This is a genomic window from Parabacteroides sp. AF18-52 (assembly GCF_003479145.1).
Classification (GTDB): Bacteria; Bacteroidota; Bacteroidia; order Bacteroidales; family Tannerellaceae; genus Parabacteroides; species Parabacteroides faecis.
In genome coordinates, this window is the sequence record NZ_QUGR01000001.1 from 1 (window position 1) to 14,353 (window position 14,353).

A 14,353-nucleotide genomic window follows, 5' to 3' on the forward strand; every position below is an offset into this window, starting at 1 on the left:
TATAAAGATATGCTGAGACATTTTTTTCCGAAGCTGCGGCGCATCGAGGTGATCGTTCGCTATGAAGAGGATAAAACGGAGGTGGAATGAATAAGATGGTGGAGATAGCATACCTGTTGTTGGCGGTGGTCTTATGCGGTTGCACATTTGGCGATGAACCGGGTGTCTGTCCGTATACGACACGGCTTGATTACTGGTATGCAGGCAACAGCAGTGAAAATATGCTTCCGGTCTATGTAGACAATCTCCGCCAGTATCTTTTTGATGAAAGAGGAAATCTTCTCAGTGTGGTTGCTTTGCGGGGTGACACAATCTGCAGTTGGCAGGGAAATCTGGAAGAGGGTGACTATACCGTCGTTCTCTGGGGCAACCTGTCAGAAGACGGCAGTGATGACCTGGATGTACAGCCGCTGACCGATCGCCACCTTGCAGATATGACACTTAGCGCCGTTACAGCCGAGGCTCCACCGGCCTACCGCCGCAATACGGGTCGACTCTATTACGGCTATCTGTCTTTCCATGTAGAGGAAAGGAAGATGTTTCGCCGACGTGTCTATCTCTCGCATGCGCATGCATCATTGCATGTGACGGTACAATGGATGGCGGATGCCCCGCCGGAGGGAGGCACTTACCGGATGCGTATGAAAGGGCTGGCATCGGAGTATGGTTTCATGAAGGGCTGGGAGAGTGAGCCGCTCACTTCGGGAGGTAGTTATACGGTGCCGTATATCGGAACTTCCGAGATCAGCCACGAGACACGTGCCGCAATGAGTTACGATGGTGAAGTGATAGGCGAGTTTGTCACCTTCCGGTACACTTCCGACACTCACCTGCTATGGAGCCTGTGGCGGAATGACGAACGTATCGTCGGTGACCTCGATCTACATCGTTTCTTCTCGAAAAAACCGATGAACATGGATCAGAATGTGGAACAGGAATTCGAAATCCTGGTAACGGTCTACGAAGACAAAACCATCGTCTCGGAAGTAACCGATTCCGATTGGGACGAGGGTGGGGCGATAGGATAAAAGAGATTTATAAACATATAGTATTCACTTAAAAAAGTAGTTATGAAAAAGACGTATTTGATGTTGCTTTTGGCCCTGGCTGGGTTGGGAAGCAGTTGTACGAATGAAGACGGGACTGAGGGTGTAACCCCTTCGGGCGATCCCGGTGAAATTCAGTTGGTATTCAGCGGAAGCGGAGAAGAAGAGGAATATACGAAAGCGATAGCCTCTGACAGTGAGAACAAGATCAGCAAATTAGATGTGTACCTGTTTGGTGCCGCATCTGCATCTACCAATGATGCAGACTACCATTACATTGAAACCTGGAAAATGACGGAAGCAACACCGACTGGTAACCAGTTTATATTGCAGCCTTCCGGTTCGTCGTGGACAGCCTCCATCAAGCCGAACGAACTGAAAGGGCTTCCGTATCTGACATTGGTTTGTGTGGCTAACCAGGATAAACTGTTTGATGCGGATGGTACTGATTTTGGAGCTTTGAACGCGGTTACGACGGATGCTGGAACTGGTGATATCACTGCAGCCGGTACGACCTTGGATGCATTCAAAGCCGCTTATACGGCTAAGATGGCAGATCCTGCAACTGATTTTATCAAAACCCCGCTGGCAATGACCGGAACGGGAACGACAAAGATCAGCGGCAGTGTCTCGAAAGTCGCCATTACGTTGAAACGAATTGTTGCCCGTTTCGACATCGACAACACGACGGCAACTTCGCAGTTGACTATCGAGAAGGTGTCGATGGGGAAAGGCCGTTCGAACGGTTCACTTTTCGGAGCGACACCGGCGGGTGCATCAACCGGTGATCTGGTTACTTATAAGGATGTCGATTTCACAGGTGAGAACGCCAATCAGGGAACCCTTGAAAGTGCCATCTACGTATATCCGAATATTCCCGGCGATGAGAGTTTCCTGATCATCAAGGGTAAATACAAAAGTCCGTCTACCGGTGAACAGATAGCCGTCACTTACAATATCCCGGTTGTTAAAACACCCGCTGATGCCAAGCCGGATGATCCTGCGAACTATATCGCTATCAATGCCAACAGCCGTTACAAGCTCCGTATTACCGATGTAACCGAATCAAATATCTATTCTACTTTCGAGGTGGAAGACTGGACATCGGGCGGTGGTATCATCATCAAACCGGATAATACGAAACCTGAATTTAACAAGTTTGCAGGAACTAACCCGCCGACAGATCTTACGGGAGGTTATTACCGCACCTTGGCTGACGGAACATTCGACATTGTGATGACCTCGACCGGAGAACTGGAATACAGCCGTTCACTGGTAACGAAAGCCGGTGATGAAATAGACTGGCTGACCGTCGGGACACCGACCACTGAACAGAAAGACGGACTGACGATAACGACCTTCCCGGTCATTATAGCCGATGCTACCGGCAAGCGTCCTGTCTCGCTTACCTTCATCAATCAGGCAGCCTCTTATGATCCCGACTTGCAGACTATGTTGACTTTCGTCGGTCCGGAAGCCGCTCCTGTAATAAGCGAAGTTGTCAAAGGGCATAGTAAAGGTAATTCTGTGGATGTAACGTCGCCGGATGCTCCCGAAGCCACCATGGTCAAAGCGGTGGGCAGCTACGTCTCATTGAACGTCTTCTGTGTGGACGGCATAGCCGATATAACCTCTCCGACGGGTTATTCTGTAACTGAGGTCGCAACCGAAGGCTTTACGACTACTTATCGTGTGGCTATAACAGATGCCGGTACAGCTGCCGACAATGCAACAATCGAATTCAAGAACAAAGCAGCCGATAGCAACATGGTTACATTGACCATCAAGCATAAAAAGGCTTCCCAACCTTCGATTGTGGCCAACGATAACGGAAGTTATACGAACAGTCCATATAACGACGGCACGATTGGCGGAACAGCTGGTGCCGCGACAGCAGATATGTATCTGATCGACGGAAGCACGATTTACGTCAAGGCAACTTGTACGGAAAGCACAACGGCCGGTGCGGTGAAGGTGGCTGCCCCTACAGGTGTTACGGTAACAGAAGAAACGGCAGCTCCCGGAATATTCAAGATCGTGATCCCGACAGCAACATCCCTGACAGCCGGAACGGCGGTAACGGTCACGTTCAAGAATGCAACGGACGAGACGGTCACCTCTACGCTGGAAATCACTCCTAAAAGTGCCAAACCGACAGTAAGTTTAACAGATAACGCATCCGGTGCCGTAACAGAGTTAGATGGTACCTGTACGGTTGATTTGGGATTATTGTCAACGAATACTTTCACCCTTACCGTTACTGCCCCTAAAGGAGCAACGGTAGATCTGACAACCCCGCTTACCGGCAAGTGGTTGGAGTTAGACAGTGGTGATACCGGTAAAACAACGATTGCTGCAGGTGCTTCTGAAACATATATGCTGAAAGCTGCCGGGGATACCTCGTCCAATGATGATGTTGTTTTAACCTTCACCAACACCGTTTCCGGCGGTGGAGACCTGACGATAACCCTGAAGAAGAAAATTTAGCTTCAGAAGGTAACCTTTCCCCTCTTGAGAGGGGGCAGGGGGTGTGTTAAAGCAAGTTCTTTTAACCGCCCTATAACACACCCCTTAATCCCCTCTCCAGAGGGGAAACAGTTACCATTAGTTGTTAAAACATAAATATTTAAACAAGTATATAATGAAACTATTCAAATATATCCCCCTGCTCGCCGCCAGCCTTCTTTTGGCCGCCTGCACCAGCGAGAATACGCTGGAAACCACGACTCCCCCGGACGAGGGCGGAACGTCGGACGGTAACACCCGTGAAGTCCTGCTGTTACTTAAGAACAAGCTGCAAGTAACCCCGGTCGAAACCAAAGCAGCCGGTGATCCTATCGCCACGACAGCCGAGAACCATATCTATAGTCTTGACGTCTACGTCTTCGGTTCCAAAACGGAAGACGGCGATTACACATTCCTGCAACAGTTCTATTACCGGGAAGATGCCCGGCAGACTGTCGCAGGCGATTATGCCACCAGCTTCACCCTGAATACGGGCGCGGACAACTCGACCGCCCTGCTGCGCATGAAGAAAGGACTTTTCGTAAAAGTCTATTGCATCGCCAACAGTACGAAACTGATCCAGGCTGACGGAACCGAATTCGATGATTTCAAAGGATTGATACAGAGTAATCCGGGCCAGGCGGGCAACACCGTTACTGACGGTGTGCCTACTGAAAGTGATTTCAAAACCTTCCATACACCGGCCTTGCAGGCAGATGTCGCCGATGATGTGCTGCTCACGCCGCTGCCCATGACGGGAGCCTACACCACGCCTCTCGACCTGACTGACTTCTCTGTCTCTACCCGTAGGCAACTGGGTTTCAAACTCACTCGTATGGTCGCCCGCTTCGATGTGACGAATAACGCCGCAGATTCGAAATTCACTATCGAATCAGTGAGCATGGGTAACGGACGTACCGGAGCCGGTTATTTTCCGGTCAAGGTACTAGGCGCAACACCTGCTCAAGCTGGCGACCTGATCACTTACCCGGCCCGTGAATATACGGATACCCAGACAGGAGTCAATACGGAAGGAAAAGGCATCTTCTATTCTTACCCCAGTCCGGTGGATGACGGTGGTTACCTGATCCTGACAGGAACCTATGCCGCCAACAAGACGGAGGAAATTCCAGTCACCTATAAAGTCCCCTTTAAACCGGCTGACGATGCTTCCGGTAACTATATCGAAGTGGCTTATAACCACCGTTATACTGTCAATATTACAAAAGCCGACGAGTATCACCTCGACTTTACGATTGATGTGGCGGACTGGACGGACGAAGGCGATATAGACGATTACAAACCGGAAAACGACTTCACCAAAGACGCATTAGCGTTAGCAGGTACAGGTAGTTCAGCGGATGTGAAGCTCCTGGCCGACGGCAATATCGTGATGGATGCCACTAGCGCTGCAACAGGTACGCTCGCCTTTACCATTGCCGGAAATAACACCGAAGCTTCCGCTATCGTCGAAAAACTCGATTATGCCGGTGGTGATGAATGGCTGGTGGCAGACGGCGACAGAACGACTACTCCTACAAAAGCTTCAAGATCGACCCTGTTTAAATATAAGATGGCAGCCGGTTTATCGGGTATGTCCGATTTCCGTCCGGTAACGATCCGTTTGAGTAATAAAGCAAGCGGCAAGAACCTGGATATAAAGGTAACGCCTACCGCCCTGTCCGGCCCGGCGATCAGTCTGGTTCCGGTAGCAGGCAGCAGCTATGATGCGGCGACGAATACGGTTACCATCGATAATACCGATGGACAGACGTTTAAGCTGCATGCAATAGCTCCCACCTTGTCCGGTGAAGCAGGTACGACAGGAAGCAGCGTATCCGTGGCTGGGGTATGGCTCACAGCCGATCCGTCAAGTGCAGCCACCGCCGAAGATGACTACACATTCACAATGGCGACTGCACAGGCTAGTCCGGATGAAACGACTACGGTGACTTTAACCTCTGCTGCCACTTCGGCTACTACGGTTGTAAATGTTAAACTAAAAACCGTTATCCCCTGATGAACAAACACGATTTAGTGCTTGCCTTGTCCGAGCGCCTCTCCCTGACACAATCCCAGAGCCTTGAGATTGTGAACGTCTGGGAGGGCGTTCTGTCAGACGCTTTACTGTCTGACGAACGGATTGTGCTGCAAGGTTTCGGCACTTTTACTTCCTGGAAGCAGAGTGAGCGTTTGGGACGTAATCCACGTACAGGGAAAACCTGTACAATCGAAGCACGTACCAGCGTGAAGTTCAAACCCGGTAAATATTTGCTGGAGGTTCTGAACAAGAAATAGAATAATAGTAAATCCATAAGAAAGAAACAACGATGAAAATACGTAATAAATTATACGGAATCAGCTTGCTTTCCCTGCTTCTCACTGTTGCTGCCTGCACCGGTGAGACAGAAGAAATGAAAACTCCCGATCCGATCCCCTCTGAAGATGTGGGTCGCCGGGATGTTTTGCTGACGCTGAAAAACCAATTGTCGATTGTACCGACCAAATCCGGTGAAGCATCTACCAAATCCGGTGAGATACAGGCCACCAAGGCTGGTGGTGAAATAGCAACAGCCGCCGAGAATAAAATTTCGGCACTGGATATCTATGTCTTTGGCAGTAAAACCGAAGACGGCGTGTACACTTATCAGGAACGTTTCTGTTATCGTGAGAATAGTAGCGAGATGCCTTTCGGTAGTGATGTGACCGCTCTCGACCTGACAGCCAAAGGTAGTGAAGGAAAAGAGACGACCGCGCTATTGTCATTAAAGAAAGGTCTTTTTGTCAAACTCTATTGCATTGCCAACCAAGGTAAGCTGATCGATCCGGCAACGGGAGCTGCATATACTGATTTTGCTCCTTTATATCAATCCAATCCGGGGCAGGCCGGTAATACGGTGACGGAGGGTAAACCCAAGGAAGTAGATTTCAAACTTCTTCAAAGTACCCAGCTCGACCCTGCTTCAACAACCGATATACTACTGACACCGTTACCAATGACCGGCGCTTATACGACACCGCTCGACCTGACGGACTTTTCCGTTTCTGCCCTCCTGCAACTGGGATTTCGTCTGACCCGTGCCGTGGCTCGTTTCGATATAGTGAATGATGCTACGCAATCGAAGTTTACGATTCAGTCGGTCAGTATGGCAAATGGCCGTAAAGGTGTCAGCTTTTTCCCATTGACAGTAACCGGTAAATTACCGGATGCCAACACTGGCGAGCTGATCACTTATCCGGCCCGTAAATTCGATGGAACGAATGCGAATGCCGGAATTAGTACCGGTGCATTCTACACCTGGCCCAGTCCTGCACAAGACGGTGGTTACCTGATCCTGAGCGGAACGTATGCCGCCAACCAGACGGACAATGTCCCCGTCACTTATAAGATTCCATTCAAACCGTCCGGTAGTGAAACCGGTAATTATATTGAAGTTTCCCAAAACCACCGTTACACAGTCGAAATCACAAAAGCGGACGAGTATCATCTAGACTTTACTCTTGACGTAGCCGATTGGACCGACGAGGGCAATATTGACGACTATGAACCGGGTGGAGATGCGGATAAAGAAGGGCTTATTGTCGAGACTGCTGCAGGAGTAGAATATAATAAAGATTTGCGTACTGTCACAATAGCCATAGATCAAGTTTCTCAATTTACGGTAACGGGAAATTCTACCGGGGGATATTTTGTTTCAAAATATTATGTGGATAAGGATACGGACCATGACTGGCTGAAAATAGAGGGACCTGACGGTATAATACCGACAAAAGCGAATGATGGTAAGTGCATCTATACATTTTCTATTAATGACAGTTATGCAGGTACTGACTTCCCTTTAGCTTTTGTTCGTTTTACGGACAAACTATCCGCTCAGGAAAATATATTGATGTTTCAGGTTATTTCTTCTCCAGCAATTGAAAAAGTAAACCATTTATCTTCGGGAGTAGCTTATAATAATAATGTTCTATCTTTTACTCCAACAGGTACGATTCAAACATTTGATGCTTCTTTACAAGTCTTCTCTGCAATCGGGTCAAAAATAGAGAATAAACCGACTTGGCTTACTGTTTCTCCTGAATCTATTACAGAAACCAGTGGAGAATATAATTTTCAGATAACATCTTTGCCAGATCCATTTGTTAAAAGTGATGTCAATACTTATTTTGATATGATTAATTTGACAGATGTTAGTAAACAGACAAAGGTATCAGTTAATATGATAATTAATAATCCGGAGATTCTTTCTGCAACACCGGAAAGTGCGACCTCAGCAAAGTTGTCTTACTATGATTCAGGTCAGAAAAAAATGTATCTTTTTGGTGATGGTTCGGAAGTGAAACTGACTGTATTTTCATTAGGAGGGTGTAAAATAGCTAATCAACCAGCATGGTTAACTGTCACTCCCGGGGAGACTAAAAACACAATGGAGTTGACTTTCAAACAGGGATCAAACCCTGCTTCAGATGATGAGTCTGCAACGATACAAATACAAAATATATTGGATACTTCAAAAAGTATATCTATAACGGTTTATAATAAAAAGAAAGATATTCGTTTGTCGGCTTTTGTTGGAAGTAACAGTTATACATCTCTAAACAATTCTATAACTACTGACAGACCAAGCATAACATATTATCCGAGTCAGAATAATTATTTCACCTTTAAAGTACGTTCTCCTTTTGGCATATCTGCTTCTGATAATACTAACTGGATCAACACTCCTTCGGTTATTGAAACTACCACACAGTCAAACGGTGATATAATACAAACATACAAAGTCACTCAATGGAGCAGTATTTCTGCATTGACCTGCAATACCCGACGAAAAACAGGTACTATAACGTTGACAGGAACAACTACTGCATTAAAAAAATATATTGATTTGAAGACTGAACATATGACCTGTAATGATAGAGCTACAACAGAACCTCCAAAGGATGTACATACAAGTTATGGCAGATATTGGATGACCCAAATTCTGGCTTGGGTTACAGTTGGTGAATATAATTCTTACAAAAGTAGGTGTCCGGAAGGTTGGAAGTTGTTAAGTGCTCCTGAAATTACTTATTTATTTGCAGGTAAGAGAACTGAACACCCAGGACATGGAGAGAGTTATCCATATAACAACTCTACTGATAAAAGTTATGCAGTAAGTATGGCTGGTGGATATACAGCTCTATCTGGAGGAGCAGGATGGTTTTTCGTCCCGAATGAATCAGCAGCAAATGTATTTACCTTAGGTGTAGCCACTGGTAATAATAATTGTCTTTTACGTTGCTGGAGAGAGTATAATTCTAATACTGACAATTAAGCGTTATCATTGAGGTATATCAATGATACATTTACTATAATAAATTAATAATATGGCAAATTACACTAAATTCTGGAAGGTCTGGCTTCGCCTGAACCTCCTAACCAAAGATGTGGATAACGACTATACAGCCGAAGTATCCACGATGAAGAACTCGTTGCGTAACGAAGACATTGCGCAGCGGATAGTAGATGAAGGTTCGGAAATCAAGTATGATACCTTGCTCTCGATTATCAACCAGCACGACCGCATCATCCGTGAAGCGGTTGCAGACGGTTACAGTGTCTTAACGAAAACCTGCCAGTACACTCCGCGTGTGGCGGGAACCTGGATCGGTTCGAGTGCCAAATTCGACCCTGAGAAACATAAGGTGACGCTCGATATCACTCTTTCTTCCGAGATGCGTGAGTCATTGAGTCATGTCGGGGTAGAGGTGTTGGAGGTAAAAGACAGCGGTGCACGTATCGGTCTTGTTACGGATACGGCCACCGGTCTTTCTGACGGAACGATCACCCCGGGTGACGATATCCGTATCGACGGAGAGAAGATCCGTATAGCCGGTGACGGAGCCGGTATCGGTGTGTTCTTTATCGATGCTGACGGTAAGGAATATCCTGTTACCCGCCGTCTGACGACCAACGATCCTAAATGCCTGCTTGCCCGTGTCCCTTCCGGCCTGACCGACGGACAGTACACCTTGCGTATCGTCACCCGTTTTTCAAACACGACCACTCTGTTGAAAGAACCTCGTACTATCGAATATGAACGTCTCCTCACTGTCGGTAACGGAGGTGGTGGCGGAGACCGTCCTGAAATCGAGTAACTATTCTCCGTCGCGATGAGACGCCGCCTTACGTCTCGTCGTGACGCAACCCTACGTCTAACCCCGACGCAACGTTACGTCTCACCGAGATGCAGCGCAGTGTCGGGGTTAGATGCTAATTTTACATGGTTTAAAGACTCTTGCTTCATATTATATCTTATATTTGTAATAAAAAAATGAAATCATGAATGCATCCATAAGAAAATTGCCGATCGGTATACAGAGTTTTGAAAAACTGCGTCAGGATAATTTCTTGTATGTAGATAAAACAGCTTTTGTTTATGAGTTGGCTGTAAGTGGAAAGCCCTGTTTCCTGAGCCGTCCTCGTCGGTTTGGCAAGAGTCTCTTACTTTCTACCTTTGAGGCTTATTTTCAAGGAAAAAAGGAACTGTTTAAGGGACTGACCATTGAGCAGTTGGAAACGGATTGGCTGGAATATCCGGTATTTCATCTGGATTTGAATGCAGAAAAATATACTTCTCCTGAGGCGTTAGTTTATATATTGGAACGTCATATTAATGGATGGGAAGATGTGTGGGGAAAAGATACACGGGAGAACACTTTGTCTGACCGTTTTATAGGTGTAATAACTCGTGCTTATGAAAAAGCTGGTCGTCAGATCGTAGTTTTGATAGATGAATATGATAAACCTTTGTTACAATCGTTTGGTGAAGAAAGGCTTCAAACAGAATACCTAAAAACCTTAAAAGCTTTTTATGGCGTACTAAAGAGTGCCGATCGTTATTTAAGGTTTGTTTTTTTTACCGGCGTAACTAAATTTGCTCATGTCAGTGTATTCAGTGATTTAAACCAACTGACAGATTTGAGTATGTTACCTCAGTATGCAACCTTATGTGGTATTACGCATGAAGAATTGACCAGAGACTTTAAACCCGAAATTTATGCTTTGGAAAAGCAATATAATATTTCAGAAGAGGAAGCACTGGACCGATTGACGCAGATGTATGATGGTTATCATTTCAGTGAACGATCGGAGGGAGTCTTTAATCCGTTTAGTTTATTGAACACATTAAACTTTAGCAGGTTTGGAAGTTATTGGTTTCAGACTGGTACTCCTACTTTTTTGGTGGAATTGTTGAAAGATAGTGAATACGATTTGCGAACGTTGATTGACGGGGTGGAAATGAAAGAAGCTGCTTTTTCTGAATATAGAGTAGTTGAAAATAATCCAATTCCTTTAATTTATCAGAGTGGATATCTGACCATTAAGGATTATGATGAGCGTTTTCATTTATATACATTACAATTTCCCAATGATGAAGTTAAATATGGTTTTTTGGATTTTATAACTCCTTTCTATACTTCAGTAGGTGATGAAGATAATGGTTTCTATATTGGGAAATTTGTTCGTGAATTGGAAAGTGGCGATGTGGATGCTTTCCTGAATCGTTTAAAAGCTTTCTTTGCCGATTTTCCTTATGAGTTGAATGAGAAGAAAGAACGTCATTATCAGATTGTTTTTTATCTGGTCTTTAAATTAATGGGGCAGTTTTGTGATGCAGAAGTTCGAAGTGCCCGGGGACGTGCTGATGCTGTAGTAAAAACAAGAGACTGTATTTATGTTTTTGAATTTAAGTTGGATGGTTCGGCTGAAGCTGCTTTGAAGCAAATAAACGAAAAAGGTTATTTACTCCCTTATGCTGTAGACGGACGTAAACTTCTTAAAGTCGGCGTTTCTTTTGATGCTGATACAAGAAATATAGGAGAGTGGCTCTATCAAAACTGAAACATATTTTGTCACTTTTATAAGTCTGAATAATAGAGGGATAATTATTTTTGCTTTCATTTATCTTTAGATCGGTTATTATGAAAACAAAATTAGTTATCCCTTCTTTTTTGTTATGTCTGGCAACTATGCCTGTTTTGGCGCAGAATCCCGCCCAATCACCAGTAACACATATCAAGATTTCCGGTTATGTCGGAGAGCGTATCGACGATTGTATCAAACATCGTGTGAAAGCTCAGGATGTTGACCATCTGGTGGAACCGTTCCGGCATAGGGAAGAAAAAACACGCTGGCAATCGGAGTTCTGGGGAAAATGGATACAGGGGGCAATCGCTTCCTATCGTTATAATCAGGATCCGGAACTTTACCAGATCATAAAGAATGCGGCAGAATCGTTGATGAGTACCCAGACGGCTGACGGATATATCGGCAATTATGCACCGAATGCACAGCTACAACAATGGGATATCTGGGGCAGGAAATACACTACATTGGGATTGATCGCCTGGTATGACCTTTCCGGCGATAAAAAGGCGTTGGATGCCGCCTGCCGCGTTGTGGACCATTTGATGACACAGGTGGGACCCGGTAAAGTAAATATAGTCTCGACCGGTAATTATATAGGTATGCCGAGTTCATCGATCCTGGAACCAGTCATGTATTTGTATAACCGGACAAAAGAAGCACGTTATCTGGATTACGCAAAATATATAGTGGAACAATGGGAGACACCGGATGGACCGCAACTTATCAGTAAGGCGATTGCCGGTATTCCTGTAGCGAACCGTTTCCCGCATCCTAAAACATGGTTTTCCCGGGAAAACGGACAGAAAGCCTATGAGATGATGTCGTGTTATGAAGGTTTGCTGGAATTATATAAAGTAACGGGCAATCCGCTCTATCTGTCTGTTGTGGAAAAGACCGTAGAGCATATTGTACAGGAAGAAATTAACATAGCCGGATCAGGAAGTGCGTTTGAATGCTGGTACAGCGGGAAAGCACGCCAGACAATTCCTACTTATCATACGATGGAAACCTGTGTGACCTTTACCTGGATGCAGCTATGTAACCGTTTATTGCAAATGACCGGCAATTCCTTATATGCCGATTATATGGAAAGCGCCATCTATAATGCTTTGATGGCTTCTTTGAAGGCGGATGCTTCACAAATAGCCAAGTACAGTCCGTTGGAAGGTTGCCGCCATGAAGGGGAGGAGCAGTGCGGTATGCATATCAATTGTTGCAATGCGAACGGTCCGCGGGCATTTGCCATGATACCCCAATTTGCCTACCAGGTGAAGGATGATTGTATCCGGGTGAATTTCTATGGAGAATCGGAAGCGGAGGTAACGTTGCCAGGTAAAAAGAATGTAAGGATAAGACAGATAACAGATTATCCGGTAACAGATGAAATAACACTTCAGGTAGATCCGGCAAAAGACAGTCCGTTTACGATTGCATTGCGCATCCCGGCATGGAGCCGCCAGACTATGGTACTGGTCAATGGAGAGCCGGAAGATGGTGTATTGCAAGGGGCTTATCTGCCTGTTACCCGGAAATGGAAAGCCGGAGATAAGATAACGGTCCGGTTAGACCTGCGTGCCCGTCTGGTCGAAATGAACCAGGCACAGGCGATTGTCAGGGGGCCATTGGTGTTGGCACGTGACAGTCGTTTTAATGACGGTTTTATAGACGAAACGACTGTTGTTGTAAATAAAGACGGTTATGTGGAACTTACTCCGGTCAAAGCTCCCGACTTTGCATGGATGGCATTTACGGCACCATTGATCTTAGGTACTGACCTGGAAGGCAATAGTGCCGCACGTCCCATTCATTTCTGTGACTTTGCATCGGCAGGCAATACCTGGGACAGGTCACAACGTTACCGTGTATGGCTGCCCAGGACATTGAATGTGATGCATGCTCCTTATAAACCGTATTAATGTGCTCTTTCCCTGAATTCGGAGGGCGTAACGCCCTCTTTCTTTTTGAAGAAGGTCGAGAACTGGCCTGCGTTCTCAAATTTCAGGCTGTAGGCGATCTCTGATATGTTCAGATTGCTTCCCGTAAGAAGTTCTTTGGCACGAAGGAGTTTCTGTTGTAGCTGGTATTGGGCTGGGGAGACTCCGGTATATTCTTTGAACATACGGCGGAACCAGGAATAGCCTAGTCCTAACTGGCTGGCTATTTCTTCCGGCGACAGTGGGTTTTCCACCTGCTCTTTCATCAGGATACGCGCCTCGTTGATCTTATCTACCACATATGTATTTGTAAAGGCACCGTTCTTTTTCTTGTAGTAAACGGTACCCAATATATGAAGTACGATGCTCGATATCATCTGCTGGTATCCGGATTTTTCCTGCAAAGCAAACTTCAGGATATCTTCATACAATCCTACGATAGTGGCACTTAAACCGATTTTGTGAAGCGGCTCTTCTTTGATGAAGAAACGTTTTTCCACCCGTTTGTCGATATGTATCCCGCGAAATCCTACCCAGTATTCGTCCCAGCCTGTCTCTTTATCCGGATAGTAACTGTGCCATTCACCCGGAAAGAGCAGGATCATGGTACCAGCCTCTATCTTTTGTTTTTTGCAGGATTGGGAAGAGAAGTAACCGCTTCCTTTCGTTATATAAACAAGTTGATATTCATTCAGGATACGTCCTGTCTGCGGCTTGAAGTTGTAACTATCCGGGTGACCGGATAGCGGATATTGACTCTGGGGAGGAATGAACTGGTTTCCGATAGTGGTAACCGTGATTCCCCACTCTTCATCTGAGGCTCCGATAGTCAGATAGCGAATCTGGTTGTTAGCGTGTTTATTCATGTCAGAATTGAAAGGTTTAAAATCATTTTCGTAAGCAAATGTAGTAATTTACCTGTTACTTTTGCCATTGTTAAACAAATAACTTTGTTG

The 14,353-nt window shown here is 45.7% G+C and carries 9 protein-coding genes; 8 read left to right on the forward strand and 1 reads right to left on the reverse strand.

Going from position 1 to position 14,353, the window contains the following annotated elements:
- The first annotated feature begins 86 nt into the window (after positions 1-86).
- From DWX23_RS00005 to DWX23_RS00040, 8 genes are all read left to right on the forward strand, one after another.
- Positions 87-1,028: a FimB/Mfa2 family fimbrial subunit gene (locus DWX23_RS00005; RefSeq protein ID WP_122372937.1), complete on the forward strand. Its 942-nt coding sequence runs from the start codon at positions 87-89 to the stop codon at positions 1,026-1,028.
- A gap of 42 nt (positions 1,029-1,070) precedes the next feature.
- Positions 1,071-3,533: a hypothetical protein gene (locus DWX23_RS00010; protein ID WP_122372938.1), complete on the forward strand. Its 2,463-nt coding sequence runs from the start codon at positions 1,071-1,073 to the stop codon at positions 3,531-3,533.
- A gap of 154 nt (positions 3,534-3,687) precedes the next feature.
- Positions 3,688-5,571 carry a fimbrial protein gene (locus DWX23_RS00015; RefSeq protein ID WP_122372939.1) on the forward strand — a complete coding sequence of 628 codons (1,884 nt, stop codon included), beginning with the start codon at positions 3,688-3,690 and terminating at the stop codon, positions 5,569-5,571.
- Complete coding sequence (locus tag DWX23_RS00020; RefSeq protein WP_122372940.1) at positions 5,571-5,849, forward strand: HU family DNA-binding protein; 279 nt, start codon at positions 5,571-5,573, stop codon at positions 5,847-5,849. The genes DWX23_RS00015 and DWX23_RS00020 overlap by 1 nt, the downstream gene beginning before the upstream one ends.
- A gap of 32 nt (positions 5,850-5,881) precedes the next feature.
- Positions 5,882-8,866 carry a BACON domain-containing protein gene (locus DWX23_RS00025; RefSeq protein ID WP_122372941.1) on the forward strand — a complete coding sequence of 995 codons (2,985 nt, stop codon included), beginning with the start codon at positions 5,882-5,884 and terminating at the stop codon, positions 8,864-8,866.
- A gap of 52 nt (positions 8,867-8,918) precedes the next feature.
- Positions 8,919-9,689 (forward strand): DNA-binding domain-containing protein, encoded by a 771-nt coding sequence (locus DWX23_RS00030; protein WP_122372942.1) that lies wholly within the window; start codon positions 8,919-8,921, stop codon positions 9,687-9,689.
- A gap of 184 nt (positions 9,690-9,873) precedes the next feature.
- Positions 9,874-11,436, forward strand: coding sequence for an ATP-binding protein (locus tag DWX23_RS00035; RefSeq protein ID WP_122372943.1), 1,563 nt, complete (start codon positions 9,874-9,876; stop codon positions 11,434-11,436).
- Between the two features lie 128 nt (positions 11,437-11,564).
- Complete coding sequence (locus DWX23_RS00040; protein WP_233587485.1) at positions 11,565-13,379, forward strand: glycoside hydrolase family 127 protein; 1,815 nt, start codon at positions 11,565-11,567, stop codon at positions 13,377-13,379.
- Here DWX23_RS00040 and DWX23_RS00045 read toward each other — a convergent pair.
- On the reverse strand, positions 13,376-14,263 hold the full coding sequence (locus DWX23_RS00045) for an AraC family transcriptional regulator (RefSeq protein ID WP_122352673.1): 888 nt from the start codon (positions 14,261-14,263) through the stop codon (positions 13,376-13,378). The two genes, DWX23_RS00040 and DWX23_RS00045, sit on opposite strands and share 4 nt — an antisense overlap.
- Positions 14,264-14,353 lie beyond the last annotated feature (90 nt).